The sequence below is a fragment of the Sphingobium sp. B2D3A genome (assembly GCF_025961795.1).
Taxonomy (GTDB): Bacteria; Pseudomonadota; Alphaproteobacteria; order Sphingomonadales; family Sphingomonadaceae; genus Sphingobium.
The window spans coordinates 1,485,577-1,509,951 of record NZ_JAOQOI010000001.1 but is presented as its reverse complement, the minus strand read 5'-3'; the positions used below and the strand labels follow the sequence as shown (position 1 = coordinate 1,509,951).

At 66.9% G+C, this 24,375-nt stretch carries 24 protein-coding genes; 14 read left to right on the top strand and 10 right to left on the bottom strand.

Annotated elements, in window-relative coordinates; genetic code table 11:
- Window positions 1–6: 6 nt before the first annotated feature.
- A complete protein-coding gene (locus tag M2337_RS07020) occupies window positions 7–540 on the bottom strand; it encodes a DUF2141 domain-containing protein (protein WP_264569632.1) in 534 nt (177 codons plus the stop codon).
- Window positions 537–1,322 carry a sterol desaturase family protein gene (locus M2337_RS07015; protein WP_264569631.1) on the bottom strand — a complete coding sequence of 262 codons (786 nt, stop codon included), beginning with the start codon at window positions 1,320–1,322 and terminating at the stop codon, window positions 537–539. Before M2337_RS07015 ends, M2337_RS07020 begins: the two co-directional genes overlap by 4 nt.
- Window positions 1,323–1,498: 176 nt before the next feature.
- Between M2337_RS07015 and crtY the strand changes: the two genes are divergently transcribed.
- Genes crtY through M2337_RS06985 form a run of 6 tightly spaced genes read left to right on the top strand, consistent with a single transcriptional unit; the run spans window position 1,499 to window position 6,370 of the window.
- On the top strand, window positions 1,499–2,662 hold the full coding sequence (crtY, locus tag M2337_RS07010; protein ID WP_264569630.1) for a lycopene beta-cyclase CrtY: 1,164 nt from the start codon (window positions 1,499–1,501) through the stop codon (window positions 2,660–2,662).
- Entirely contained in the window at window positions 2,659–4,137 is a 1,479-nt protein-coding gene (locus tag M2337_RS07005; protein WP_181558906.1) for a phytoene desaturase, read from the top strand. Before crtY ends, M2337_RS07005 begins: the two co-directional genes overlap by 4 nt.
- Window positions 4,134–4,724, top strand: a complete 591-nt coding sequence (locus M2337_RS07000) for a TIGR00730 family Rossman fold protein (protein ID WP_264569629.1) — start codon at window positions 4,134–4,136, stop codon at window positions 4,722–4,724. The genes M2337_RS07005 and M2337_RS07000 overlap by 4 nt, the downstream gene beginning before the upstream one ends.
- A 53-nt stretch (window positions 4,725–4,777) precedes the next feature.
- Window positions 4,778–5,176, top strand: coding sequence for an endonuclease domain-containing protein (locus M2337_RS06995; protein ID WP_264569628.1), 399 nt, complete (start codon window positions 4,778–4,780; stop codon window positions 5,174–5,176).
- On the top strand, window positions 5,177–6,142 hold the full coding sequence (locus tag M2337_RS06990; RefSeq protein WP_264569627.1) for a phytoene/squalene synthase family protein: 966 nt from the start codon (window positions 5,177–5,179) through the stop codon (window positions 6,140–6,142).
- A 57-nt stretch (window positions 6,143–6,199) separates the two neighbouring features.
- On the top strand, window positions 6,200–6,370 hold the full coding sequence (locus M2337_RS06985; RefSeq protein WP_264569626.1) for a hypothetical protein: 171 nt from the start codon (window positions 6,200–6,202) through the stop codon (window positions 6,368–6,370).
- Window positions 6,371–6,395: 25 nt separating this feature from the next.
- Here the strand turns inward: M2337_RS06985 and M2337_RS06980 are convergent, their stop codons facing one another.
- The gene (locus M2337_RS06980; protein WP_264569625.1) at window positions 6,396–7,220 is read right to left on the bottom strand and encodes a 3'(2'),5'-bisphosphate nucleotidase CysQ; all 825 of its coding nucleotides are present in this window, start codon (window positions 7,218–7,220) and stop codon (window positions 6,396–6,398) included.
- Window positions 7,207–8,550, bottom strand: a complete 1,344-nt coding sequence (locus tag M2337_RS06975; protein ID WP_264569624.1) for a TldD/PmbA family protein — start codon at window positions 8,548–8,550, stop codon at window positions 7,207–7,209. Before M2337_RS06975 ends, M2337_RS06980 begins: the two co-directional genes overlap by 14 nt.
- 199 nt (window positions 8,551–8,749) lie before the next feature.
- Between M2337_RS06975 and M2337_RS06970 the strand changes: the two genes are divergently transcribed.
- Complete coding sequence (locus M2337_RS06970; protein ID WP_181558900.1) at window positions 8,750–9,262, top strand: hemerythrin domain-containing protein; 513 nt, start codon at window positions 8,750–8,752, stop codon at window positions 9,260–9,262.
- Window positions 9,263–9,295: 33 nt separating this feature from the next.
- Entirely contained in the window at window positions 9,296–9,469 is a 174-nt protein-coding gene (locus tag M2337_RS06965; protein ID WP_264569623.1) for a hypothetical protein, read from the top strand.
- On the opposite strand, the gene nudC is transcribed toward M2337_RS06965, so the two are convergent.
- Both nudC and mutY read right to left on the bottom strand, forming a co-directional pair.
- Complete coding sequence (gene nudC / locus M2337_RS06960; protein ID WP_264569622.1) at window positions 9,466–10,392, bottom strand: NAD(+) diphosphatase; 927 nt, start codon at window positions 10,390–10,392, stop codon at window positions 9,466–9,468. The genes M2337_RS06965 and nudC overlap by 4 nt on opposite strands.
- Complete coding sequence (gene mutY, locus M2337_RS06955) at window positions 10,379–11,500, bottom strand: A/G-specific adenine glycosylase (protein WP_264569621.1); 1,122 nt, start codon at window positions 11,498–11,500, stop codon at window positions 10,379–10,381. Before mutY ends, nudC begins: the two co-directional genes overlap by 14 nt.
- A 26-nt stretch (window positions 11,501–11,526) precedes the next feature.
- Here mutY and M2337_RS06950 point away from each other — a divergent pair, with 26 nt between their 5' ends.
- The 4 genes from M2337_RS06950 (at window position 11,527) to smc (ending at window position 17,244) form a co-directional block, all read left to right on the top strand.
- Window positions 11,527–12,123, top strand: coding sequence for a DUF721 domain-containing protein (locus M2337_RS06950; RefSeq protein WP_264569620.1), 597 nt, complete (start codon window positions 11,527–11,529; stop codon window positions 12,121–12,123).
- 28 nt (window positions 12,124–12,151) lie between these two features.
- The gene (locus tag M2337_RS06945; protein WP_264569619.1) at window positions 12,152–12,907 is read left to right on the top strand and encodes a DsbA family protein; all 756 of its coding nucleotides are present in this window, start codon (window positions 12,152–12,154) and stop codon (window positions 12,905–12,907) included.
- A gap of 59 nt (window positions 12,908–12,966) precedes the next feature.
- Window positions 12,967–13,704, top strand: a complete 738-nt coding sequence (locus M2337_RS06940) for a DsbA family protein (RefSeq protein ID WP_264569618.1) — start codon at window positions 12,967–12,969, stop codon at window positions 13,702–13,704.
- 99 nt (window positions 13,705–13,803) lie between these two features.
- Entirely contained in the window at window positions 13,804–17,244 is a 3,441-nt protein-coding gene (gene smc, locus M2337_RS06935; RefSeq protein ID WP_264569617.1) for a chromosome segregation protein SMC, read from the top strand.
- Window positions 17,245–17,463: 219 nt separating this feature from the next.
- Here the strand turns inward: smc and M2337_RS06930 are convergent, their stop codons facing one another.
- The 3 genes from M2337_RS06930 to M2337_RS06920 form a co-directional block, all read right to left on the bottom strand.
- Entirely contained in the window at window positions 17,464–18,027 is a 564-nt protein-coding gene (locus M2337_RS06930) for a hypothetical protein (protein ID WP_413715159.1), read from the bottom strand.
- A 369-nt stretch (window positions 18,028–18,396) separates the two neighbouring features.
- Window positions 18,397–19,314: a TauD/TfdA dioxygenase family protein gene (locus M2337_RS06925; protein ID WP_264569616.1), complete on the bottom strand. Its 918-nt coding sequence runs from the start codon at window positions 19,312–19,314 to the stop codon at window positions 18,397–18,399.
- Window positions 19,315–19,435: 121 nt separating this feature from the next.
- On the bottom strand, window positions 19,436–19,810 hold the full coding sequence (locus M2337_RS06920) for a hypothetical protein (RefSeq protein ID WP_264569615.1): 375 nt from the start codon (window positions 19,808–19,810) through the stop codon (window positions 19,436–19,438).
- Window positions 19,811–19,963: 153 nt separating this feature from the next.
- Between M2337_RS06920 and M2337_RS06915 the strand changes: the two genes are divergently transcribed.
- Complete coding sequence (locus tag M2337_RS06915) at window positions 19,964–20,740, top strand: Crp/Fnr family transcriptional regulator (protein ID WP_264569614.1); 777 nt, start codon at window positions 19,964–19,966, stop codon at window positions 20,738–20,740.
- A 34-nt stretch (window positions 20,741–20,774) separates the two neighbouring features.
- Here M2337_RS06915 and M2337_RS06910 read toward each other — a convergent pair whose 3' ends face one another.
- Window positions 20,775–21,137: a hypothetical protein gene (locus tag M2337_RS06910; RefSeq protein ID WP_264569613.1), complete on the bottom strand. Its 363-nt coding sequence runs from the start codon at window positions 21,135–21,137 to the stop codon at window positions 20,775–20,777.
- Between the two features lie 200 nt (window positions 21,138–21,337).
- Between M2337_RS06910 and uvrA the strand changes: the two genes are divergently transcribed.
- Window positions 21,338–24,346, top strand: a complete 3,009-nt coding sequence (gene uvrA, locus M2337_RS06905) for an excinuclease ABC subunit UvrA (protein WP_264569612.1) — start codon at window positions 21,338–21,340, stop codon at window positions 24,344–24,346.
- Window positions 24,347–24,375 lie beyond the last annotated feature (29 nt).

The window sequence follows — 24,375 nt, the reverse complement described above, 5'->3', positions numbered from 1 at the left end:
AAGGCGTTACAGGAAATATTGCAGCTTCACCGCCGTCTGCTTCGCCGCGCCGGGGGTGATGGTGAGGACGACGGACTCAAAGCCCGGCGCGCCAAAGCGCAGGCGGGGGTTGCGCGAAAAGCCGACCCCCTCGCGCGGGATGCCCAGCATCGTGTCCAGCCGGCTGTTGCTGTTCTCATCGTGGAAGACGAGCAGCGCATAGTCGCCGGGCGGCACGCGTGCGAACAGAAGTTCGGCATGGTCGCCCGCCGCAACGCTGGCCGTGAGGGCGAGTGGGTCCTTCTCGCATTTGGGGAAATGGGAGCGGTCCTTGGTCAGGCAGGCGCGCAACATGCCGCGACTGGACCGCAAGCCCTCGAACCGCACGTCGATCTGGCCCGCCGCCGCCGGAACGACCGCATCGGCGGTGCGGACGGTGGCCGCGCCATCCTCGCCCAGCGCCAGGGTCGGCGCGCCGAGCGAGAGCAGCAGGCCGGTCAGCACCAGCGGTCGTGCGATACGACGCGCCAGACCATGGTCGGCACCGTCAAAGAACATCATGCAGCATTATCCCTTGCCGGCGCGGGGTCATCATTGTGCGGCATGGCGGCGGAGCCTCCCGCCGGTGTCGGCGCGAACCGGGGAGACAGGCCGCGATCCGTGCCGCACAGCCGGTCCCACACGCGGAAATAGAGGCCGTAATTGCAGCGATACTGCTCATGATGCTTCTCATGGTGGGAAGCGGTAATCAGCCAGCGCCCGGCGGGGCCGTTCACCAGCCAGCGCGGGAACATCTCCCAGCCCATATGATTGGTGACGCCCATGACAGTCATCACCGTTAGCACCACCCCCAGTGCCGCAACATGAATGGGAATGACGAAGACGAGAAACGGAATAACGACTGCGCCGGTCACCGCTTCCCACGGATGGAAGCTCATCGCCGCCCAGGCCGTGGGCGGCCGGCTGGCGTGATGCACCGCATGGGCGACGCGAAACCAGGCCGGGCGGTGGAGCAGCCGGTGCGTCCAGTAGAACCATGTATCGTGCGCGGCGAGATAGAGCAGCACCGAGATCGGCAGATACCAGAGCGGGTAGGCATCGACATCCGTGTAGATCAGCGTCCAGCCGTGGCTCTGCCAGCCCCAGGCGACAATCCCTGCCGGCAGGCCGAAGATCAGCGCCGAGAGGAGCGACCAGCGGATTTCCGCACCGATCTGCCGGCGCAGCCCGGCATAATGGCCGGGGCGTGTCATCCGGGTCGCCAGCGCGAACCCGCCACTGGAAAGCAGGTAACGCACCGCGATGATGCCGGACATCGCCAGAATGGACGCAAGGATCAGCATCGCGGGCTGCATGGCGATGCTATAGGGAGCCCCGCCTGCGAGGGAAACGATAATCGGTAAAGCGTTCGCGCCAGTCGCTCGCCAAGCGCAGGGATGAGTTCCCCCGCCCCTTCGGGCATCGTTCACCCATCACTGGCCGATAGCCAAGCGCCTCCCCCTCGGCTAGGGCTGCGCGGATGACAGGCGCACGACCTATCGATCTGGCCATTGTCGGCGGCGGCCTTGCCGGCAGCCTGATCGCGCTGACCCTGCGCGCGCGGCGACCTGAGCTGCGCGTCGTGGTGATCGAGGAAGCCGCGCGCGCCGGCGGCAATCAGCTCTGGTCCTGCTTTGCCGAGGATGTCGCGTCCGCCGATCGCTGGCTGATCGAACCGCTGATCGTGCATGGCTGGGGCGGCTATGACGTGCGCTTCCCGGGTCAGGAGCGGCGCCTGCCGAGCAGCTATGCGACGCTGACCAGCGAGCGGCTGGGGATGCGCCTGCACCGCGCCATGCCGGAGGGTGACCTGCTGTTCGACCGGGCGGCAACCGCACTCACGCCGAACAGCGTCACTTTGGCCGATGGACGCGTGATCGAGGCGCGCGGCGTCATCGATGCGCGCGGGCCGGGCGACATGAGCGCGCTGGAGCTGGGCTATCAGAAATTCGTCGGGGCGAGCTGGCTGTGTCATACCCCCCACGGCCTTGCCGAGCCGATCATCATGGACGCGACCGTCGATCAGCAGGACGGCTATCGCTTCGTCTACACCCTGCCGCTCTCCCCCACCGAGCTGTTCATCGAAGACACTTATTATGCCGATGGCCCGGCGCTGGATGAGCCCCTGCTCGCGGCGAGAATTGCGGCTTATGCCCAGGCGCAGGGCTGGGAGGGCGCGGCGCGCGGCCATAGCGAGACCGGCGTGCTGCCCGTGTGCATGGGCGGCGATTTCGCGCGGCTGTGGGAGGCCGAGTCCCCCGGCGTCGCCAAGGCCGGACTGCGCGGCGGCTTTTTCCACGCACTCACCGGCTATTCGCTGCCGGACGCGGTGCGCAACGCGCTCGCCATCGCGGCGATGGACGATCTTTCCGGCCCAGCCCTGCATCAGGCGATGCGCGCGCGCGGCGCCGCGCACTGGCGGGGCCAGGCTTATTACCGGATGCTCTCGCGGCTGCTCTTCCGCGCCGCCGAGCCGCAGGAGCGCTGGCGGGTGCTGGCGCGCTTCTACCGGCTTGACCCATCCCTCATCGCCCGCTTTTATGCCGGGCAGAGCACCCTTTTCGACAAGCTGCGCGTTCTGACCGGGAAGCCTCCTGTTCCCGTCAGCCGAGCCATTTCAGCCCTTGGAGCGACACGCGGATGAAGACAGCCATCGTCATCGGCGCCGGTTTTGCGGGCCTTGCCCTCGGCCTGCGCCTGCAATCGGCGGGCATCGCCACCACTATCGTGGAAGGGCGCGAACTGCCCGGCGGCCGCGCCTATATGTGGCAGAAGGAGGGCTTCACCTTCGATGCCGGGCCGACCGTCATCACCGACCCGGATTGCCTTGCCCAGCTGTGGCGCCTGACCGGCCACGACATGGCGCAGGACGTGACGCTGTTGCCGGTCAGCCCCTTCTACCGTCTGCACTGGCAGGACGGCACGACCTTCGATTATGGCAATGACGATGCCGCGCTCAACCGCGAGATCGCCAAGCTCGATCCCGCCGACATCGCCGGCTACCAGCGCTTCCTCGCCTATAGCGCCGAGGTCTATCGCGAGGGCTATGAGAAGCTGGGGCATGTCGCCTTCCTCGACTTCAAGTCGATGCTCAAGGCCGCGCCGGACCTCGCCCAGCATCAGGCGTGGCGCTCCGTCTATTCCATGGTCTCCAGCTTCGTGAAGAACGAGAAGCTGCGCCAGGCGCTGAGCTTCCACACGCTGCTGGTCGGCGGCAACCCGATGACGACCAGCGCCATCTACGCGCTGATTCACAAGCTGGAGAAGCAGGGCGGCGTCTGGTTCGCCAAGGGCGGTACCCATGCGCTGGTGCGCGGCATGGTCACGCATTTCGAGCGGCTGGGCGGCACGCTGATCCTCGGCGATCCGGTCGCCAAGATCGAGACGGTGGGTGATCGCGCGACGGGCGTCGTGACCCGCTCAGGCCTGCACATTGAGGCCGACGCGGTGGCGAGCAATGCCGACATCATGCACAGCTATGCCGACCTGCTGGCCGACCATCCGCGCGGCCAGCGGCAGGGCGCCAAGCTGTTCCGCAAGCGCTGGAGCCCCAGCCTGTTCGTCGTCCACTTCGGCATCGAGGGGACCTGGCCGGGCATCCCGCACCACATGATCCTGTTCGGCCCGCGCTATAAGGAACTGCTGACCGACATCTTCGACCATGGCGTGCTGTCGCAGGATTTCTCGCTCTACCTGCATCACCCGACCGTCACCGACCCCGATCTGGCGCCGCCGGGCCACTCGACCTTCTATGCGCTCGCCCCGGTGCCGCATCAGGGCAAGCTGCCAGTGGACTGGAACGAGGTGGGGCCGATCCTCACCGGGCGCATTCTCGACGAGATCGAGCGCCGGCTGATCCCGGACATCCGCTCGCGCATCAAGGTGCAGTTCTCCTATGCACCGAGCGACTTCACCCATGATCTCAACGCGCATCTGGGCAGCGCCTTCAGCCTGGAGCCGCTGCTCACCCAGAGCGCCTGGTTCCGTACCCACAATCGCGACGATGTGATCAACAATCTCTATTTTGTCGGCGCGGGCACCCATCCGGGCGCCGGCATTCCCGGCGTCGTCGGCTCGGCCCGCGCGACGGCGGCCCTGATGCTCGAGGATCTGGCATGACATCGTTCAACCGGCTGGCCGTCTATTGCGGCTCCGCCACCCCGCCCGACCCGATCTACATGGAGACCGCGCGCGCCGTCGGCACCGGGCTGGCCCGGCGCGGCATCGGCGTCGTCTATGGCGGCGGCAAGGTCGGACTGATGGGCGCCATTGCGGATTCCGCGCTGGCGGCCGGCGGCGAGGTGATCGGTGTGATCCCCGAGGCACTGGTGAATGCCGAGGTCGCCCATCGCGGCCTCACCGAACTGCACGTCGTGCCGGATATGCATAGCCGCAAGGCGCTGTTCACCACGCTTTCCGATGGGTTCGTGACGCTGCCGGGCGGCGTCGGCACGATGGACGAGCTGTGGGAAGCCGTGAGCTGGGCGCAGCTTGGTTATCATGACAAGCCGGTCGGGCTGCTCAACACCGGCGGCTTCTACGATCAGCTGATCGGCTTCAATCGCCAGATGATCGAAACCGGCTTCATCCGCCCGCCCCACGCCAACATCCTCATCGCCCGCGAGACGCTGGACGACCTGCTGGACGCGATGGCCGCCTACACGCCCCATGAGACGATCTTCGCGATGAAGGTCGACCGGCTTTGAGGGGAAACATGAGCCCCTCCCCTTCAGGGGAGGGGTTGGGGTGGGGAGCGCCCGTGACGCAAGATGCACGCCTTCTGATCCACGCAAAAGCGATGCGGCACGAGGCGACGCCATGCGAGATCATTCTCTGGCGACATCTGAGTCGGTCCCAGCTTGGCGGGCACAAATTTCGTCGGCAGCATGTGCTGGGGCCGTTCATTGTGGATTTCTTCTGCCCCGCCAAAAAGCTGATCGTCGAGGTGGATGGCGATACGCACGATCCGGAAGAAGATGCGCGCAGGGATGCTGCGTTAACCGCGGAAGGTCATCGCGTTCTGCGGTTCACTAACGAAGATGTGCGCATCAATCTGACCGAGGTTCTGGAGGCAATACTGACGCGTTTGAATTCAGCACCAGCCCGTTGGGCAGCGCCGTCCCCCACCCCATCCCCTCCCCTGAAGGGGAGGGGCTAGATGCTGGAGCAACGCCCTGCCCTTGTCGGTCTCGCGCAGGAGAGCATTGCGCGGGGGTCGAAGAGCTTTCGCACGGCCTCGCGGCTGTTCGACCGGGAGACGCGCGAGCGGGCGTGGTTGCTCTATGGCTGGTGTCGCGCCTGCGACGACATAGCTGACGGGCAGGATCATGGCGGGACCATGCAGGCGACCGGCGACCCCATGGCCCGGCTGGCGGACATTCGCGCGCGAACCGAGCGCGCTCTCGCGGGGCGGGCCGGGCTGGACGATCCTGCCTTTGCCGGCGGGGCGCTGGTCGCGGCCGAATGTGCCATTCCGCGCCGCTATATGGACGATCTCATCGAAGGCTTCGCGCTCGATGCGCAGGGCTGGCGACCGCAGACCGAGGACGATCTGCTGCGCTATTGCTACCATGTCGCGGGTGCGGTCGGCTGCATGATGGCCATTGTGATGGGCGTCGCGCCCGATGACGAGTCGACGCTGGACCGCGCTTGCGATCTGGGGCTGGCCTTCCAGCTCGCCAATATCTCCCGCGATGTCGCCGAGGATGCGGCAGGCGGGCGCTGCTATCTACCCGCGGACTGGCTCATCGAGGCTGGCATCGACCCGGCCGACCCTATGGCGGCGGAGCAGCGCCCAGCCCTCGCGGCGGTCACGGGGCGCGTGGCGGCGATGGCGGCGCGCTATGAAGACAGCGCCCGGCTTGGCACCCCAAAGCTGCCGTTCCGCTCGGCATGGGCGGTGCTGGCTGCCGCGGGCATCTATGGCGGCATTGCCCGGAAGGTCGCCGCCGACCCGCAGGAGGCGCTGCGTCGGCGCCTGTTCACCAGCAAGGCGGAGAAGCTGGGTTGGCTGCTCCGAGCCGGTACGCAGGCCGGTCGGCGCACCAGCCTCTACCCGCCCGCGCCGCGTGATCCATCGCTCTGGAACCGACCACGCCAAGGCGCGCCCGTTTCACAGGCTTGATCCCGATCAATTTCTGCATGGGCGCGATCTGCTGAAGAGGCAGGCGGGAGGACATGCATGATTCCGTCACGTCACGCTTATTATCGCAACCGCGCCAATGAACATCGCCGTCTGGCGCAAGTCGCCGCGGAACCTGCACAGCGCCTGATGCACGATCGTCTGGTGGAGGCCTATCTCAGCCTCGCGCGCGAATCGCGGCTGCGGCAGGTCGTCCGGCTCAAGGCCTGAGCGCAGCCGCGCCCAGACAATCCGATCATCCCTGCTTGAGCAGCCTGAGCGCCCGCGCGCGCAGCCGCCCCAGGCCCGCATCGTGCAAGGCGGGCACGGCGCAGAGCATCCCCGTCACATAGGGGTCGGGCTTGTTGAAGATGATGGGTTCGCCCAGCGCATCGGTGACGCGGGCGCCGGCTTCCTGCGCGATAAGGGTCGCGGCCGCCAGATCCCATTCCGCCCCGCGTCGCAAGCCTGCCACCAGATCGGCTTCATTGGCCGCCACCATCGCCATGCGAAGGGCGATGCTGTTGGGCTTGGCGACCATCCGGTAGTCGATATCGATGCCGCCCAGATGATCGAGCGGCACGCGTGCGCCCGAGAGCGTAGCGTGATCGCCCACGGCGAGCCGCTCCGGCTGTGCCCCCGTGCGCTCCCGCCAGGCACCGGCGCCGCGCACCGCCCACCAACGCTCGTTGCGCGCCGGTGCGGTCAGCACCGCGACGGTCGGGACGCCATCCTCCACCAATGCGACCGAGACCGCCCAGCCCGCCCGGCCCCGCACGAAATCGCGGGTGCCGTCGATGGGGTCGATGATCCACGCGCGCCGGGCACCGGCACGTCCGGGCGTCTCCGCGCTTTCCTCGGAGAGCCAGGCGGCGTCGGGCAGAAGCGCGCCAAGCTGTGTGCGCAGCAGCGCATCGGCGGCGAGATCGGCCTCGCTCACCGGCTCGCCGGGCCGCTTCTCCCAATGGCCGTGCATGGGTGCGCCGGCTTCCCAGAAACGCATGGCCAGCAGGCCGGCAGCGTCGGCTATGGCCAGAATATCGGCCAGAAGATCCAGAGAGGGGGGCTCACTCCCCGGCAACGGTCATCCCGTCGATGCGCAGGGTGGGCACGTTGATGGCGCGGCGGAAGGTGAGATCGTTCGCAGCGATGATCCGCCCGAACATCTCCTTGAGATTGCCCGCGATGGTGATTTCAGACACGGCGTGGCTCACCGTGCCGTTCTCGATCAGGAAGCCGGAGGCGCCCCGGCTGTAATCGCCGGTGACGCCGTTGACGCCCTGGCCGATCAGTTCGGTGATGAATACGCCGCGCTTCACGTCCGCGAACAGATCGCGCACGCTGGCCGTGCCGCCTTCCAGATGCACATTGCTCGCGCCAACCCCCGGCGAGCCACCGCCCCGCGTGGCATGGCCGGTGGGATCAAGGCCGAGTTGGCGGGCCGAGGCGCTGTCGAGCATCCAGCCGGTCAGCACGCCGTCATCAATGAGGCGCCGCCGCCCAGTTGGCAGTCCTTCGCCATCAAACGGGCGCGAACGCAGGCCCCGCTCGCGCAGCGGATCGTCGATCACGCTCAGCCCCTCGGGCAGAATGCGCTGGCCGAGGCTGTCGAGCAGGAATGTCGCCTTGCGGGTGACGGATGGCCCGGCGATGGCGCCGAGCAGATGCCCGATCAGGCTGTTACCCACGCGCGGATCGAAGATCACCGGCATCGTACCGCTCGGCACCCGGCGCGCGTTGAGCCGCGAGACCGCGCGCGCGCCGGCGCGCTGGCCGATGCTGTCCGGCCCTTCCAGATCATCGAGATGCCGGGCGCTGTGGCTGGCAAAGTCCCGCTGCATCGCGGCGCCCTCACCCGCCAGCACGCTGGCATAGAGCGAATGGCTAGTCCCGGCATAAGCGCCCGAGAAGCCGTGGCTGGTGGCCAGAGCCGCCTGCGCGCGGGAGAAGCCCGCGCCGGCGCCTTCGCTGTTGGTCACGCCAAGCACGCTGCGTGCTGAATCTTCCGCCGCCAGCGCCCTCTCGCGCAGTTGGGCCGGCGTCGGCTCCTCATCATCCTCGATATCGAGCGAGGGCAGCCGGCGCCGCATCAGCATCTGCTCGGGCGCGAGACCGGCATAGGCATCTTCCGGCGCCTCGCGGGCCATGGCCACGGCGCGCTCGACCAAGGTTTCGAGCGTGCGGGGCGTCAGGTCCGATGAAGAGACGCTGGCCGAGCGTTGGCCGACAAACACGCGCAGGCCGAAATGCTCGGACTCGGATTGCTCGACATCCTCCAGCGCGCCCAGCCGCACCGTCACGCCGGACGAGGCATCGCAGCCATAGACGGCGTCGGCCGCATCCGCGCCCGCCTTGCGGGCCGCGGTGACCAGCGACCGGGCGCGATCGAGAGCTTCGTTAAGGCTGAGCATGAAAGACGCGGTCCGAATGATGTCTGATGAAAGGCCGCGCTTTAGCTCCCGCGGCGAGGCGACGCAATGCGGCTGCGTCAGGTGCCTTCCGACCAGCCGCCCCGCTTTGCGACGAACCGAGGACAGCAACATTTTTTATAGGGAACCACCAGGCCTTGCCGATCCTTTTGTTGATAACATCAACCCACAGGAGCATCTCATGGCGACTGAAACATTCACCGACGCGATTGCCCTGCTCAAAGCGGATCATCGCACGGTCGAGGATCTGTTCGAGAAGTTCGAGAAGGCCAATGCGGCTGGCCGCAAGGAATCGCTGGCCCGGGAAATCTGCACCGAACTCAAGATCCACACCATGCTGGAAGAAGAGATCTTCTATCCGGCCTTTCGCGGCAAGATCGAAGATGATCTCATGGACGAGGCCTATGTCGAGCATGACGGCGCCAAGGTGCTGATCAACGAGATCGAAGCCGGCTCTCCGCAGGAAGATTTCTACGATGCCAAGGTGAAGGTGCTCTCGGAAGAGATCGAGCATCACGTCAAGGAGGAGGAACAGCCCTCCAAGGGCATGTTCGCCCAGTGCCGCAAGACCGACGTCGACCTGGTGGAACTGCGCGACCGGATGCTCGCCCGCAAGAAAGAGCTGCTGGCGCAGGCGAAGAGCGAAGGCCTGCCCCCGGCAGAGCCGCGCACGCTCAGCGTTTCGGCCGTCTGACCCGGACGGAACGGCATGTCGGCGGCGTTTTCATTGTTCGAATCTTCCGATAAGGACGCCGCCGCGCCGGCGCCGCACCGCAATGATGCCGAGCGCACCCGCCTCGGCATCATTTTGCCGCGCTTTGGCGGATTGGGCCGAGACGCGGCCTTGCGACAGGCGCAAAGCGAGCAATCCGGCGACTGGATGCTTCGGCACCGCGATTAGGCAGCGGGCGGCTGTTCCGTCTGCCTGCTCTCCAACCAGTAGCGCAGCATGTGATGGGCGACCGCGATGGGGGACGGCGGCAGGAACCTGGCGCCTTCCTCCCCGGCCAGAGCGGCGCGGACGTCTTCAACGCTCACCCAGATGGCCTCGGCGATTTCATCCTCATCCAGCGTCAACGCGTCATCATTGGCCTGCGCGATGCAGGCGACCATGAGCTGGGAGGGGAACGGCCAGGGTTGGCTGAACAGATAGTCGACCTGCCCGGTGCGCACGCCGCATTCTTCCCACAGCTCCCGCCGCACGGCTTCCTCGATGGTTTCGCCCGGCTCGACAAAGCCGGCCAGTGCGGAAAAGCGGCCGGCCGGAAAGCGCGGATTGCGCCCGATCAGCACCTTGCCGCGATATTCGGCCAGCATGATGACCACCGGATCGGTGCGCGGAAAATGCTCCGCGCTGCACCGGCTGCACTGGCGCGCCCAGCCGGCCTTGATCGGATGGGTATCGCCGCCGCAGCGTGCGCAGAAACGGTGGCGATCATGCCAGTCCACCAGGCTGCGCGCCGCCGCATAATGCGCGGCTTCGGCCATGGTGAGCTGCGGGATGATGTCCCACACTTTCGCGGGAAAGCTCGGGGGCTCGACGCTGTGCTCGACGAGCAGCGACACAAAGACCGGCGTGCCATCCTCGCGCAGCCCGAGCAGGGCGTGGTCGGCCAGCACCGCGCCGGGCGGCACCAGCTCGCTGGCGAGCGTGCCATCTGCCTCGATCACCGGGTCCAGCCCATCGAGTTGCACGATGCGCGCGCGCGGATCGGCCCAGGCCCCGGCCAGCCGGTCGGGGTGCACGCGCAGCTGATCGGCGCGGTCGAGCGTGCCGCCGGTGAAGGTGATTGCCTGCCGCGCGGGCAGATCAGGCCGGGTCATGATGCGCATTCTCCTGCTCTCTGGCGTCCAGTGCTGCTTGCGCCGCCCGGGCAAAGACGGTGGGCAGCCCCGCATCGGCCAGCGTGTCGAGGGGCCACAATTGGCCCGGCCCCAGGGCGCTTGCAAGCGCGGCAGGGTCGGTCTCGCCCTCGATCCGCAGCATGGCCACGCGCAGGTCGAGCGCGAAATGCGTGAACACATGGCGCACCGGCTGGTTGAGCACGCGCCACCCGCCCGCCAACGGCGCAAGCGGCAGAGACTCTGGCGCCTCGCTCCAGTCGCTGGTCGGCAGCGCCAGCATTCCGCCGAGCAGGCCCTTGTCCGGTCGCCGGACGAGCCAGACAGCATCGCCGGTCTCCACCCACCAGGCGGTGCCGCCGCGCGTCGGGCGCGCCTTTTTCGCGGCCTTGAGCGGATAGCGCGCCGGCTCGCCCGTCGCCCGCGCGGCACAAAGCTCCGAGAGCGGACAGGCGAGGCAGGCGGGATTGCGCGGGGTGCAGACCGTCGCGCCCAGATCCATCATGGCCTGCGCGAAATCGCCGGCAAGATCCTGTGGCGTGATGCGGGCGGCCAGCGCGCGCAGGATCGGCTTTGCGGCCGGCAGAGCCGTCTCCACCGCGAACAGCCGGCTCACTACGCGCTCGACATTGCCATCCACCACCACGGCGCGCTGCTCGAAGGCGATCGCGGCGACCGCCGCCGCTGTGTAGGCCCCGATTCCCGGCAGCGCACGCAATCCCGCTTCGTCGGCAGGGAAGCGCCCGCCCAGCGCCCCTGCCACATAGCGCGCGCAGGCCAGCAGATTGCGGGCGCGGGCATAATAGCCAAGACCTGCCCAGGCGGCCATCAGATCGCCATCCTCGGCAGCCGCCAGCGCCTCGACCGTGGGCCAGCGCGCCACAAAGCGCTCATAATAAGGCGCGACGGCCGCCACCGTCGTCTGCTGGAGCATGATTTCCGAGAGCCAGACGCGGTACGGGGCCGGCGGGGACGCGCCGGGCGGGCTGCGCCAGGGCAGCGAGCGGGCATGGCGGCGATAATGCGCCAGCAACGCCGGCGCGACCGCCTCTTCCATCCCCCGCGTTGCGATTAATCCATCGACGGCCATGGCGTGCCTATGGCATGGACGCAGCCATGACAGAAGCCACCCCAGATGCGCAGGCGCCCACAAAGGCCAGCCGGGCCAAACGCCCGGCCGCGCGCAAGGCCAATGGGGCCGGCAAGGCCGAGGCGCCTCCGCAGGAACGGCCGCGAATCAACGCGCCCCGCGCGATTTCCGATCTCATGCCGGACATTGGCCGGGCCGCCTTCCGCAAATTCGGCTTCATCCAATCGAGCATCGTCACGCGCTGGGCCGAGATTGTCGGCAAGCGCTATGCGGAGCTGACCAGCCCCGACTCGATCCGCTTCCCCACCGGCAAGCGCTCGGGCGGGACACTGCAGCTGACCGTCGCCAGCGGCCATGCGCCGATGGTCCAGCATATCGTGCCGGAGATCATCGAGCGGGTGAACCGCTTCTTCGGCTATGAGGCCGTCTCCCGCGTCGCCATCAAGCAGGGCCAGGTCATCCCGCGTGAGCCGGTGCATCGCCCGCCGCCCACGATGCTGCGCCCGATCCCCCAGGAGCTGGGCGAGGGCCTGCGCGAAGTGAGCGACCCGGAACTGCGCACCGTGCTCGAATCAATGGCGCGCAGCTTCTCCAACCCTGTGCGCCCACCCAAGATCAGCTAAGCCAAATTTCCACCACGGGACCATGCCCATGACCGTCATCTCGCCAGCTTCGTCCGTCTCCCGACAGATCGCCGCACTGGGTGCCCTATGCCTTGCGGCGCTGACGCTTGCCCTCGCCCTGCTGCTGCCAGCCCCCGCCAGTGCGCAGCGCAGCGCGACGCGCGACTGGAGCCAGACCGTAACGCTGGGTGCGAACGGCGCCTTCGTGGTCGGCAATCCGGCGGCGCCCACCAAGCTGGTCGAATATCTGAGCTACACCTGCTCGCATTGCGCGGATTTTCAGGCGACCGGAACGCCCGCGCTCAAGGCCCAGTGGATCCGGCGCGGCCTCGTCTCGCTGGAGCTGCGCAATTTCGTGCGCGATCCCTTCGACCTGACGGCGGCGCTGCTCGCGCGCTGCGGCGGCGCGACGCGGTTCGTTGGCAATCATGAAGCGATGTTCGCCGATTATCAGGCCTGGATGACCCGCGCGCAGAGCTTTGCCCAGGCGCAGGAAGGCAAGCCGCCGGCCGCCAATCGCGCCGCGCAGCTGACCGCCATTGCCGAGGGCACCGGCCTTGGCCCGCTCCTCGCCAGGCGCGGCCTGACGCCAGCGGCGCAGGGCAAATGCCTGGCCGACGAGGCGATGCTCAAGACGGTGCTCGGGCTGACCTCCAGCGCCGGCACGATCAAGGAATTCACCGGCACGCCCTTCTTCCTGCTCAACGGCAAACCGCTGGAGAATGTGCATACGTGGGACGCGCTGCGCCCCCTGCTGCCGCCATTGCCCGCGTCCGGCAAGTGAGCTAGACCGGCCCGCACAGCCACTTTCCGTCCCCCCGATCGATGAGGCCCATCCGTCCCATGAAACGCCTTGCTACCGCCCCGCTCGCCCTCGCTCTGCTGGCTCTCGCCGCCTGCGGCTCTCAGGACAGCAACTCGAGCGCGCCCATCGGCAAGGTGGAGGGCAAGGCCGCGCCGGCGGGGACCACATGGGCGCAGCAGGTCGTCGCGACGCCCGAGGGCGGCATCCGCATGGGCAACCCGGATGCGCCGATCAAGATCATCGAGTTCGCATCCAACACCTGCCCGCACTGCGCGCACTTCTCCGAGGAATCCAAGGATGTGCTCGAGCGCGATTATGTGAACACGGGCAAGGTCAGCTTCGAGTTCCGCAACTTCGTGATGAACCCGCTCGACATCAGCATGGCGATGCTGGCCCGCTGCACCGGGCCGGAAGCCTTCTTCCCGCTGACCCACCAGTTCTTCACCAATCAGCAGGCGATCATCGAGAAGCTGCAGTCCGCCGGCGAGGATGCGTATAAGAACGCGATGTCGGCCGCGCCGGATCAGCGCTTCCAGCGCATGGCCGAGGCTGCCGGGCTGATCGAGTTCGCCATGGAGCGCGGCGTGCCCGAGGCCAAGGCCCGCCAGTGCCTCGCCGACCCCAAGACGGCCGAAACGCTCGCCGCCAATGTGGAGCGCGACACGGCGCAATATTCCATCACCGGCACGCCGAGCTTCATCATGAACGGCAGCAAGCTCGACAATGTGTCGACTTGGCCGCAGCTCGTCGAGCAGCTGAAGAACGCAGGCGCCTGATTGGCGAGGCTGGGGGGCCATAGCATCGGGGGGGGCGTCGGACGGCGCACCGCCTCGCAGGCTGGGTCAGTCCGGCTGGGCCGCCCTGCCCGCTAAGCCATGCAGATTCGCCGCCTCAAGCTGACCGGCTTCAAGAGCTTCGTCGAGCCGACCGAGTTGCGGATCGAGCCGGGGCTGACCGGCATCGTCGGGCCGAATGGCTGCGGCAAATCCAATCTGCTGGAGGCGATCCGCTGGGTGATGGGCGAATCCAGCCCCAAATCCATGCGCGGCGGCGGCATGGACGATGTGATCTTCGCCGGCACCGCCACCCGCCCGGCGCGCGATTTTGCCGAAGTCGGACTGTTCGCCAGCGTGCCGCCGGGCACCGTGCTGCCGGCGATCGACATGGGCAGCGATGGCGAGCTGGAAGTCATGCGGCGCATCGAGCGGGGCGCGGGCAGCGCCTATCGCGCCAATGGGCGGGACGTGCGCGCCAAGGATGTCGCATTGCTCTTCGCCGATGCTGCGACCGGTCCGCACAGCCCGGCACTGGTCAGCCAGGGCAAGATCGCCGCCGTCATCGCCGCCAAGCCCGCCGAGCGCCGCGCGATGCTGGAAGAAGCGGCGGGCATCGCCGGCCTGCATGTGCGCCGCAAGGATGCCGAGCAGAAATTGCGGGCCAGCGCGGCCAACCTCGCCCGGCTGGACGAGATCCTTGCCGAAATGGACGTGCGCGCCAATGCGCTCCGTCGACAAGCGCGGGCCGCCGAGCGCTACACGGAATTGAGCGAAAAGATCGTGCTGGCCGAGGGCCGCGTGTTCTTCGCCCGCCATCGCGAGGCCGCGACCGAAGCCGACCGCGCCGCGCAGGATGCCGAGAAGGCCGAGGCTCTGGTGCGGGTGGCGCAGGAGGCGCAGCTGGGCGCCGCCGCTCATCAGCAGTCCGCCATCGAGACACTGGCGCGCGCACGCAGCGCCGCCAACGAGGCGCGAGAAGCCGCGACCGAGGCCCGTTTCGCGCTGGAGCGGCTGACAGGCGAACGCGATACCCTGCTGCGCCGGATCGCCGAGCTGGAAAGCCAGCTCGCCCGCGTGAGCGAAGACCAGCAACGTGAGGGTGCGCTTGCCGCCGATGCCGCCAATGCCATCGAGGCGCTGCAGGCCGAGGATGCGACGCTCTCCGAGCGGATCAAGGCGGCGAAGACGACGCTGCCGGCCTTCGTCACGCGTCTCGCGGAGGCCGAGACGGCCAGCCGCGATGCCGAGGTTGCGCTGGCACAAGCCATGGCGCGACTGGCCGGTGAACAGGCTGAGCGCCGGGTTGCCGAGGCTGGATTGAATGCCGCGCGGCAGAAGCTCGCCCGCGCCCGCGGCGAGGCCGAGCGGATCGCCTCGGCCCTCACCGCCCTGCCCGATGCCGCGCCGCTCGCCACCCGCCAGCGCGCGGCCGAGCAAGCCAAGGCCGATGCCCTCACCGGGCGCACCGATGCCGAGGCGCGCATCGCCGCCGCTGCGCAGGCGCGCGAGACGCATACGCAGGCGGTCGCCGAGCAACAGCGCGCGCTCGCCGCCGCCCGCGCCACCGTCGCCGCGCTGGACAGCGAAGCCAAGGCACTGGCCCGCGGGCTGGAGACGCAGGGCAGCGGTGATCGCGCCATCGATGCGCTGCGCGTCGACCCCGGCTATGAGCACGCGCTCGCCGCCGCGCTGGGCGACGATTTGCAGGCCGCGCTGGGGGCGCAAGGTCTGGCCCGCTGGAGCGGCGCCGCTATCGATGCGCGCGACCCCGCTTTGCCGGATGGATGTGATGCCCTCGCCTCCCATGTGCGCGCGCCCGAGGCACTCGCCCGCCGTCTCGCCCAGATCGCCGTGGTCGAGCAGGATGACGGCCAGCCGCTTGCGGTGGGCCAGCGCCTTGTCACGCGCGACGGGCAATTGCGGCGCTGGGACGGCTTTGTGGCGCAGGAGGGCGGTGGCGCGGCGGCCGAGCGGCTGATCCGCATCAACCGCCTTGCTGCGATCGAGCGGGAGCGGCCTGCCGTCGCCGCCACCGTCAGCGCTGCCGAGCAGGCCTTGGCGGCCGCTGAGGCATCGTTGCGCGAAGCCGGCACCGACGAGCGCGCTGCCCGCGAGGCGATGAGCGCTGCCGACACGGCCCTGCGCGGGGCGGAGCGCACGCTCGGCGAAGTGGCGACCGCACTGGAACGCCTTGCCGGACAGCGGGCGGACCTCGACCGGCGCCAACAGGAAGCCTCTGCCGATCTCACCACCGCCGAGCGCGAGTTGGAGAGCGCGCAGGCTACCCATGATGCGCTCCCGGCCGGTGACGACACCGCTGCGCGCGTCGATCTGCTCAAGTCCGGCGCGGAACGGTGCCGGGCCGCGATCGGCCAGGTGCAGGCCGAGCGGGCCATGGCCGAGCGGGCGCTGGCCGCCGATGAGGAGCGCGTGAAGGCGATCCGCAGCGATGTGGCGGGCTGGAAAGCGCGCGCTGGCGATGCCGTGCGCCGCGTCGCCGAGATGAAGACGCGCGCCGAAGCGCAGGCCAGCGAACTGGACGGGCTGCGCGATCGGCCCGCAGCGCTGGCGACGGAACTCGATGCCCTGACGCAGGCCGCTCGCGACCACCAGGCCGCTGTCGAGCGCAGCCGTAGCGAGGAAGCCGCCGCCGAGGCGACATTGATCGCCGCCGAGAAGGCGCTCGCCAATGCCAACGAAGCTCTCTCCACCGCCCGCGAGGCGCGGGCCGGAGCGCAGGCGCGCGCCGAACATGCCGTCGCGCGCCGCCGGGAAATCGGCCAGGCCTGCGGCGAGCGCTTCTCCTGCCCGCCCCCCGTGCTGCCGAGCAAGCTTGGCTTCGCGAGCGAGGAGGTCGTCGCCGCCTCCGAAGAGCAGGCCCGCTATGACAAGCTGGTGCTGGACCGCGAGCGGATCGGCCCGGTCAATCTCGTCGCCGCCTCGGAACTGTCCGAGCTGGAGGAGACGCAGACCAGGAGCCGCGCCGAAAGCGAGGAACTCACCACCGCGATCAACCAGCTGCGCGGCTCCATCGGCCATCTCAACCGCGAAGGGCGGCAACGGCTGCTCGCGGCCTTCGAGGCCGTGAACGGCCATTTCCAACGCCTGTTCAGCACACTCTTCCAGGGCGGAAGCGCGCATCTGGAACTGATCGAGAGCGATGATCCGCTGGAGGCCGGTCTTGAAATCTTGGCGCAGCCGCCGGGCAAGCGGCTGACAACGCTCACGCTCCTTTCGGGCGGCGAGCAGGCTCTTACCGCAGTCGCCCTTATTTTTGGATTATTTCTAACCAATCCGGCACCAATCTGCGTGCTCGACGAGGTCGATGCGCCGCTGGACGATGCCAATATCGAGCGTTTCTGCGGGCTGTTGGAGCGGATGGTGCAGGATACCGCGACCCGCTATCTGATCGTGACGCACAATGCCGTTACCATGAGCCGGATGCACCGGCTGTTCGGGGTGACGATGATCGAGCAGGGTGTGAGCCGGCTGGTGTCGGTGGACCTGCAGGCGGCGGAGGATTTGCTGGCGGCGGAGTGAGCGACACCGATGGCGCCGCATAAGAGTAGGGCCGCCCTACCCCGCTTCGTCACGCCGGACTTGATCCGGGGTTAAGCTTCTTGTGATGCGTTGGATGGGGACTACCGGAACGGGCTTGCGCTCTTAAGTGCAGAAGGTAGCGGGACCCCGGATCAAGTCCGGGGTGACGACGTTTTTGAATGTACCGTCAGGTCGCCTGAACCAGCGGCACGCCAGCCCTCAGTGCGGCTCCTTGCTCACATCCACCTTTTCCACCCATTCCGGGTAGAAGCTCGGCTCGCGGCTCGACCAGCCCGCAGCCGTGGCGGCAGCTTCGCTGATCGACTGGAGCAGTGCCCGGCGGCGTTCGGGGTGGAGGTGCGGCAGGCTGGCGGCGGCGCAGAAGGCGCCGGGCAGCCAGGGGCGTGACCCTGCGCCGATGAGACGCTCGTAGAGGAAACGATAGGCCGAGAAACTGTTCAGCCGGTTCTGGCCAAGGTCGAAGGCGGAGACGGTGACCAGTGGTGCCATGAACGGCTCGACCTGATCCAGGCCGCTATCATCGGGCACCCGCGCCTTGATCTCGTCCAGCCTGCCATAGAGCCGGCTCTGCGCCTTGATGCTCGCCGCCTCGACCACGTCGCGTCCCCAGGTTTCCATGGGCGCGCCGCGATGGAAGGCGACATCGAGAGAGCGGCGGATGTAACGCTGCGTTGCAGCCGGGAAGGAGGCGAACTCGCGCAGTTCCGCGAGGGTTACGGCCCCGTCAGTCGGCTTGGAATGCTGACCCAATGCTGCCTCCATCATTTTACGTCTTGGAGACTATGCCCTGCCTGGTTACCGGCAGCTTAAGCCTCCGTTGTGCAACGTTCACATGGAATCAGATTATCTTGTGCAACGCAACAGGATTTTTTCCGAGCCGCATTCGTCCTGTCGGAAAATTCGGAAAGTCTTTGTAATTTCGGATCTATTTCGCGAAGTATCGGCGGAACAAACGATATTGCAGCGCAACATTCCACGAAGAATACCGAGTCCGGTCGCGGCCCCCGCCAGCCACCGGCCGGTGTTTCTTTGCCCTCGTCCACCCGATAGTAGTCGCTTGGCGCCACAAGGCAAGCAGACCGGTACGTGCGACAAATGCCAACGGCTGCGGGAAAGCCCGCAAAGTGAGGATCAAGCCGCCGCGGCGCCCTTGGGCGAAATCGGGGGCGCAGTCCGGAACAGCTCGCCGAACGGATCGTCCTCGACCTCGGGTGCCGGCGCTTCCCGCACGGTGGCGCGGCGCATGTCGCGACGCTCGTTCCAGTCGAACTGGCCGCCCTTGTGGAACACCGCGAGATTGTCCCAGATCACCATGTCGCCAACGGCGTAATCGACGCTGATGGCATATTGGTCCTGCGTCGCGAAGTTGTTGAGATAATCGATGAGTTCGCGGCTCTCTTCCCAGCCCCAGCCGACGACGCGATAGCAGTGCGCGCCGGCGTAGATCATCTTGCGGCCCGAACCCTTGTGGACATGCACCAGCTTGTGGACCGGGCGGTGACGCGCCTCGATATCCTCGCGGCTGATTTCTGCGCCGCCCTGCTTGCGCGACCACCAGAGGCTGTGCTCGCATTCCAGATTTTCGATCTTGTCCTTCACGTCCTGCGGCAGGTCGTCATAAGCCGAGCGTGCATCGGCAAACCAGGTCGGCCCGCCCGACGGCGGCACTTCCACGGCGCGGAGCATGGAATAGGACGTGCGCAGATCCATGAAGCTGCTGTCCGTGTGCCAGATCTGGTCGCCCTTGCGATAGGTCGTGGCGCCCGGATCCCAGTTGATCTCGCCCTGCGCATTCAGATTACCGGCGTTGAACAGGAAGATGCGCGGGCGGCCCTCGCGGGGCGGCAGGCTCTCCAGATGGCCGAAATTGCGTGCGAAGGCGATCTGCCCCTCATCGTCCAGCCCGGTGTTCCGGTAGACGGTCACGCCCCAGCGATCCTGCTGAGCGATCAGCTCGGCGACCGTATCCGCATCCAGCGGCTTGCTGATGTCCACGCCAGAAATCTCGGCGCCGAAACGGGGGGTGATGGGTGTGGCCGTGATCGTCATCAGTCTATCCTGCTCCTGAGGAGGCCGATAGTAGCACAATCATTAGCATGGTCAAGTATTCGCCACGCTTGGAATGCGCCCTGCTTCGCCAGCCTCGCGTCACGGCGATAGCGCCTCCCGCCTAGCTTTTCGAGGCTTTCATGCTGGCAAGAACCTCGCGCAGGGCGCTCAGCCCCGCCGGCTTGGGAAGCATTGGCCAATCCCTGGTGCCATCGCCCAGATAGCTGCTGTCCGGATAGCCGCTCATCACCACGAACGGGATTTTGCGCGCCTCCAGTTCCATCAAAACCGGCTCCGAGGTTTCGCCGCCCAGATTATAATCGACGATCGCACCGGTGATATTGCCGCTTTCCAGAGCTGTAATCGCCTGGCTCACTGTGGCGACGGGATAGACTTCATCCGCCCCCAATTCGCGCAACGTCAACTCAAGGTCGAGCGCGATAAGCATTTCATCTTCAAGCAAAAGAACATTCAGCATCCCCGGTTCCTCGAACATTCAACGAGAGGCGCCGGCCTGCCCCTGTTACTGACCCTTTGCGGCCCGTTTACTATCATGAACGCGGCTCTGCGGTGCCTCTATGCGCGGTGAGTTGATGGATGTCTGTTCACTTTTGAACATAGATGGGAACTGCGGCGGGGGCTGATCGTTATGCATCGCATGCACGACATCGTCTCGCCCGGCATCGATCATAACAATCTGGTGGCAGCGCTGAACCCTGCCGATCTGGCCCTGATGGCCAAAGTGGCGCGCGTCGTGCGGCTGCCGACGGGCGCGACCCTGTACGACCCCGGCGATACGGTGGTCGCCGCTTATTTCCCCCTTGGCGATGCGGTCGCCACATTCCACGTCCTGATGGACGACGGCTCGTCGGTCGAGATCGCGATGGTCGGACGGGAGGGCGCTGTGGGTGGCATCGTCAGCAGCGGGCGGCTGGCGGCTTACTCCCGCTCCTGCGTAATGCATGGCGGCTATTTCGCCCGGTTCGATTCTGCGACGCTGGAGACGCTGAAGGCGAGTTCTCCCGCCATTCGCGATCTGCTCAGCCGCTATGCGGACTGTCTGCTCGCCCAGATTTTCCAGTCGGTCGCGTGTAACGCCGTTCACAGTCTGGAGATGCGGGCGGCCAAATGGCTGACGGCCGCTGTCGATCGCACTGGCAACAATCAGGTGATGATGACGCAGGAGGAATTCGGGTCCCTTCTCGGCATTGCGCGCAGCTATGCCAGCCGCCTGATCAAGAGTTTCAAGACCGACGGGCTCGTCCAGACCCGGCGCGGCTCGCTCGTCGTGCTGGATGCGGATCGGCTGCGTCAGCGCGCCTGTTCATGCAACGACATGGTGCGCACCCATTTCGATCACGTGCTGGCGGGCGTCTATCCAGACCCCGCCGAGCTTGAGCACCTGGTCCACGACGTCAGCCCCTAGCGTTTGCCAGGAGGTGACGCGCAGGGACGGCCTCCTACTTTCTGGTCTTGGGCGGGAGCGGCGCGCATTTGGTCTTGTCGCCAGCCAGACAGGCCGCGACATCTGCTTCCCACTTCGCCCGCGCCTCGGCGGCCTGCGCCTGTTCGGCGGCGATCTTCGCATCCCGCGCCGCCAGCGCGTCGCGATAGGTCTGTTCGCGCGCGGCCTGCTCGTCGGCAATGGCTTTCTTCTGCGCTTCGAAATCGCTCATCTGCTGCGCAGCCAGCTTTGCCTGCTCGGCATGGAGCACACGCCGCTCTTCCTGCTCCTGCGGCGTGTCCTGCGCCAGCGCGACGGTGGCTGAAACCATCATGGTGCCTGCAAGGGTCGCCAGTCGTGCGTAACGTGCCAGGGTCATGTCGTTCTCCGTCGTCTGTCGGGCCGGGCATTCCACGCCACGGCCTGTTGGTACAATGATTAAGATCAAGACTCGATGCACGGTCAATCGCGCGAATGTCCGTCGGGCCATCTCGCATCTGGCCTCGGGCGATCCTATCTGTGCCTCTGGCTGAACCTTGCCGCTGGATTCCCTTCAGGAACAGAGATAGAACACCGCCCATGAGCCTTACCCATATTTCGGTGCGCGGCGCGCGCGAGCACAATCTCAAGGGCATTGACGTGGATCTGCCGCGCGATGCGCTGGTCGTCATCACGGGCCTCTCCGGCAGCGGCAAGTCGAGCCTCGCCTTCGACACCATCTATGCCGAGGGGCAGCGGCGCTATGTGGAGTCCCTCTCCGCTTATGCGCGCCAGTTCCTGGAGATGATGCAGAAGCCGGATGTCGAACATATCGACGGCCTTTCGCCGGCCATCTCAATCGAGCAGAAGACCACGAGCCGCAACCCGCGCTCCACGGTCGCGACCGTGACCGAGATCTACGACTATATGCGCCTGCTCTGGGCGCGCGTGGGCGTGCCTTACTCCCCCGCCACGGGCCTGCCGATCAGCGCGCAGACGGTGAGCCAGATGGTCGACCGCGTGCTGGCGCTGCCGGAGGGGACGCGGGTCTATCTGCTCGCCCCGGTCGTGCGCGGCCGCAAGGGCGAGTATCGCAAGGAGCTGGCCGAATGGCAGCGCGCCGGCTTCACCCGCGTGCGCATCGATGGCGAATTCTACCCCATCGAGGAAGCGCCCGCGCTCGACAAGAAGTACAAGCACGACATCGAGGTGGTGGTGGACCGCGTGGTGGTCCGCGAGGATATGGCGCAGCGGCTGGCGGAGAGCTTCGAGACGGCGCTCAAGCTGGCCGAGGGGCTGGCTTATGTGGATTTGGCTGAGGGGACGGTGGCAGAACTGGGCAGCACGCCCTCCCCGTTCGTGTCGAGCGAAGTCGAGACACAAGAGGAGAACTCTGCTGGCATCTCGACTTCGCTCGATGCGAACGGAGGCAGTGCCAAAGGCAAGACCGGCATGAAAAACGCCGGCATCCCGGCCAACCGCATCATCTTCTCAGAAAAATTCGCCTGCCCGGTCAGCGGCTTCACCATTCAGGAGATCGAGCCGCGCCTGTTCTCGTTCAACGCGCCGCAGGGCGCTTGCCCGGCCTGCGATGGTCTGGGCGAGAAGCTGGAGTTTGACGAGCAGCTCGTCGTCCCCAATGAGGCGCTGACCCTCAAAAAGGGCGCGATCGTGCCCTGGGCCAAGTCCAATCCGCCGAGCCCTTATTACATGCAGGTGCTCGCCTCCCTCGCAAAGGCCTATGGCTTCAGCCTCGAGACGCCGTGGAGCGAACTGCCGGGTGAGGTGCGCCTCATCATCCTGCACGGCACGGGCGGCAAGCCGGTCACCCTCACCTTCCAGGATGGGCGCAAGAGCTACAGCGTCTCCAAGCCGTTCGAGGGCGTGATCGGCAATCTCAACCGCCGGATGCTGCAGACCGACAGCGCCTGGATGCGCGAGGAGCTGGGCAAGTTCCAGACCGCGCAGCCCTGCGAGACCTGCGGCGGCGCGCGCCTCAAGCCCGAGGCGCTGGCCGTGAAGGTCGCGATGCAGGACATCGCCACCCCCACCCGCATGAGCGTGGTGGATGCGCTTGCCTGGTTCACTGCCCTGCCCCAGCAGCTGACCGATCAGCAGAACCAGATCGCCAAGGCCATCCTCAAGGAGATCATCGAGCGCCTCGGCTTCCTCAACAATGTCGGGCTCGATTATCTCAATCTGGACCGCACCAGCGGCACGCTCTCGGGCGGCGAGAGCCAGCGCATCCGCTTGGCCAGCCAGATCGGCTCGGGCCTCTCCGGCGTGCTTTATGTGCTGGACGAGCCAAGCATCGGCCTCCACCAGCGCGACAACGACATGCTGCTGGTGACGCTCAAGCGCCTGCGCGATCTCGGCAACACCGTCATCGTCGTGGAGCATGATGAGGACGCGATCCGCGCGGCCGACCATATCGTGGACATGGGGCCGGGCGCCGGCGTGCATGGCGGCGAGATCGTTGCGCAGGGCACGCTGGCCGATGTGCTGGCGACGCAGGGCTCGCTCACCGCCGATTATCTCAACGGCACGCGCGAAATCCCCGTCGCCGCCAAGCGCCGCAAGGGCAGCGGCAAGAAGCTGACCGTGAAGAATGCGCGCGCGAACAATCTCAAGGGCGTCAGCGCGTCCATCCCGCTCGGCACCTTCACCTGCATCACCGGCGTCTCCGGCTCGGGCAAGTCCAGCTTCACCATCGACACGCTCTATGCCGCCAGCGCCCGCGCGCTGAATGGCGCCCGCGTGATCGCCGGTGCGCATGACAAGATCGAGGGGCTGGAGCATCTCGACAAGGTGATCGACATCGATCAGTCGCCCATTGGCCGCACCCCGCGCTCCAACCCGGCGACCTATACCGGCGCCTTCACTAACATCCGCGACTGGTTCGCCGGCCTGCCCGAGAGCCAGGCGCGCGGCTACAAGCCCGGCCGCTTCTCCTTCAACGTGAAGGGCGGCCGCTGCGAGGCCTGCCAGGGCGATGGCGTCATCAAGATCGAGATGCACTTCCTGCCGGACGTCTACGTCACCTGCGAGGAATGCCACGGCAAGCGCTACAACCGCGAGACACTGGAGGTGAAGTTCAAGGGCCACAGCATCGCCGACGTGCTGGACATGACGGTGGAAGACGCCGTCGAGTTCTTCAAGGCCGTGCCGCCGATCCGCGACCGCATGGCCATGCTCGCGGAAGTGGGTCTGGGCTATGTGAAGGTCGGCCAGCAGGCGACAACGCTCTCAGGCGGCGAGGCCCAGCGCGTGAAACTCGCCAAGGAACTGAGCCGCCGCGCCACCGGTAACACGCTCTACATCCTCGATGAGCCCACCACCGGCCTCCACTTCGAGGATGTGCGCAAACTGCTCGAAGTGCTCCACGCGCTCGTCGAACAGGGCAACAGCGTGGTGGTGATCGAGCATAATCTCGATGTCATCAAGACCGCCGACTGGATCATCGACCTGGGGCCGGAAGGCGGCGTGAAGGGCGGCGAGATCGTCGCGACCGGCACGCCCGAGCAGGTGGTGAAGGAGAAGCGGAGCTATACGGGGCGGTATCTGGCGCCGTTGTTGGGGAAGAACGCGGTGAGCGAGGCGGCGGAGTGATCTTGACGTAGATGTATAATTGACATATA

Coding starts and splice junctions, on each gene's coding strand:
- M2337_RS07020 (WP_264569632.1), bottom strand. CDS start 540: ATGATGTTCTTTGACGGTGCCGACCATGGTCTGGCGCGTCGTATCGCA.
- M2337_RS07015 (WP_264569631.1), bottom strand. CDS start 1,322: ATGCTGATCCTTGCGTCCATTCTGGCGATGTCCGGCATCATCGCGGTG.
- crtY (WP_264569630.1), top strand. CDS start 1,499: ATGACAGGCGCACGACCTATCGATCTGGCCATTGTCGGCGGCGGCCTT.
- M2337_RS07005 (WP_181558906.1), top strand. CDS start 2,659: ATGAAGACAGCCATCGTCATCGGCGCCGGTTTTGCGGGCCTTGCCCTC.
- M2337_RS07000 (WP_264569629.1), top strand. CDS start 4,134: ATGACATCGTTCAACCGGCTGGCCGTCTATTGCGGCTCCGCCACCCCG.
- M2337_RS06990 (WP_264569627.1), top strand. CDS start 5,177: ATGCTGGAGCAACGCCCTGCCCTTGTCGGTCTCGCGCAGGAGAGCATT.
- M2337_RS06985 (WP_264569626.1), top strand. CDS start 6,200: ATGATTCCGTCACGTCACGCTTATTATCGCAACCGCGCCAATGAACAT.
- M2337_RS06975 (WP_264569624.1), bottom strand. CDS start 8,550: ATGCTCAGCCTTAACGAAGCTCTCGATCGCGCCCGGTCGCTGGTCACC.
- M2337_RS06970 (WP_181558900.1), top strand. CDS start 8,750: ATGGCGACTGAAACATTCACCGACGCGATTGCCCTGCTCAAAGCGGAT.
- nudC (WP_264569622.1), bottom strand. CDS start 10,392: ATGACCCGGCCTGATCTGCCCGCGCGGCAGGCAATCACCTTCACCGGC.
- mutY (WP_264569621.1), bottom strand. CDS start 11,500: ATGGCCGTCGATGGATTAATCGCAACGCGGGGGATGGAAGAGGCGGTC.
- M2337_RS06950 (WP_264569620.1), top strand. CDS start 11,527: ATGACAGAAGCCACCCCAGATGCGCAGGCGCCCACAAAGGCCAGCCGG.
- M2337_RS06945 (WP_264569619.1), top strand. CDS start 12,152: ATGACCGTCATCTCGCCAGCTTCGTCCGTCTCCCGACAGATCGCCGCA.
- M2337_RS06940 (WP_264569618.1), top strand. CDS start 12,967: ATGAAACGCCTTGCTACCGCCCCGCTCGCCCTCGCTCTGCTGGCTCTC.
- smc (WP_264569617.1), top strand. CDS start 13,804: ATGCAGATTCGCCGCCTCAAGCTGACCGGCTTCAAGAGCTTCGTCGAG.
- M2337_RS06930 (WP_413715159.1), bottom strand. CDS start 18,027: ATGGAGGCAGCATTGGGTCAGCATTCCAAGCCGACTGACGGGGCCGTA.
- M2337_RS06925 (WP_264569616.1), bottom strand. CDS start 19,314: ATGACGATCACGGCCACACCCATCACCCCCCGTTTCGGCGCCGAGATT.
- M2337_RS06920 (WP_264569615.1), bottom strand. CDS start 19,810: ATGTTCGAGGAACCGGGGATGCTGAATGTTCTTTTGCTTGAAGATGAA.
- M2337_RS06915 (WP_264569614.1), top strand. CDS start 19,964: ATGCATCGCATGCACGACATCGTCTCGCCCGGCATCGATCATAACAAT.
- M2337_RS06910 (WP_264569613.1), bottom strand. CDS start 21,137: ATGACCCTGGCACGTTACGCACGACTGGCGACCCTTGCAGGCACCATG.
- uvrA (WP_264569612.1), top strand. CDS start 21,338: ATGAGCCTTACCCATATTTCGGTGCGCGGCGCGCGCGAGCACAATCTC.